This is a genomic window from Roseomonas sp. KE2513 (assembly GCF_016107305.1).
Lineage (GTDB): Bacteria > Pseudomonadota > Alphaproteobacteria > Acetobacterales > Acetobacteraceae > Roseomonas.
On the sequence record NZ_RCVR01000141.1, the window covers coordinates 1 to 1,271 of the forward strand.

A 1,271-nucleotide genomic window follows, 5' to 3' on the forward strand; every position below is an offset into this window, starting at 1 on the left:
GACCTGCCCCCCTAGAAGCGGTCCGCCGGTTATGTAGTCCGGCGGCTGTTTTGGGGAGGCAGAGGATGGGTCGGAAGAGGACGCATACACCCGAGGAGATCGTAGCCAAGCTGCGCCAGGTTGAGGTTCTGACGGGTCAGGGCAAGCCGGTGTCGGAGGCAGTGCGGTCGATCGGGGTGACCGAGCCGACGTACTATCGTTGGCGCGCCGAGTTCGGTGGCCTGAAGCTGGATCAGGTGAAGCGGCTGAAAGAGCTGGAGCGGGAGAACGCGCGGCTGCGCAAAGCGGTGTCGGACCTGACCTTGGACAAGGTGATCCTGAAGGAAGCGGCATCGGGAAAATACTGAGCCCCGCCCGCCGTCGTGCGGCGGTGGGGCATGTGAAGGGGCAACTCGGCCTGTCCCAGCGGAGGGTCTGCGCGGTGCTGGGGCAGCACCGATCAACGCAGCGCAAGGTGCCGCGCGCAGCGGACGACGAAGCGGCACTGACGGCGAGCATCGTCAACTTGGCCCGGCAGTATGGCCGGTATGGCTACCGCCGGATCACCGCCCTGCTCAGGGCCGAGGGCTGGCGGTGCAACCACAAGCGCGTGGAGCGCATCTGGCGGCGCGAGGGGCTGAAGGTGCCCGCCCGGCAGCCCAAGCGCGGGCGGCTGTGGCTGGCTGACGGCTCTTGCGTGCGGCTGCGGCCGGAGCGGCCGAACCATGTCTGGGCCTATGACTTCGTCGAGGACCGCACTCGGGACGGGCGCAAGTTCCGCATGCTGAACGTGGTCGACGAATACACCCGCGAGTGCCTGGCCATTCGAGTGGGGCGCCAGCTCAAGGCATCCGACGTCATCGACGTGTTGTCCGACCTGTTTATCCTGCGCGGCACGCCTGGTCATGTTCGTTCAGACAACGGGCCGGAGTTCGCAGCCACAGCCGTGAAGGGCTGGATCACCGGGGTGGGCGCAAAGACCGCCTTTATCGAGCCCGGCAGCCCCTGGGAGAACGGCTATGTGGAGAGCTTCAACGGCAAGCTCCGCGACGAGCTGCTCAACATGGAGGTGTTCAACACGCTCGCTGAGGCCAAGGTCCTCATCGAGCAATGGCGCCGCCACTACAACACCGTCCGTCCACACTCCGCGCTCGGCTACCTGCCGCCCGCGCCAGAGGTCGTCCTGACGTGCCAAGTGCCGCCACGCTCCCCTCCCGCCTCGGCAGGGTCTGGCTCAGCCACCGCCGTGCTCCACTAACATTCCGCCTGGAGCACCTCGTGGGGGCTTGTCA

Annotated in this window: 1 protein-coding gene; it reads left to right on the top strand. The window is 66.7% G+C overall.

The window, feature by feature from the left end:
- Positions 1 to 65 precede the first annotated feature (65 nt).
- Positions 66 to 1,237 (top strand): IS3 family transposase gene (locus D9599_RS30625; protein WP_232481148.1). Its coding sequence is split into 2 segments (ribosomal slippage): positions 66 to 333 and positions 333 to 1,237, totalling 1,173 coding nucleotides; the frame shifts between segments, so codons are not numbered across the junction.
- Positions 1,238 to 1,271 lie beyond the last annotated feature (34 nt).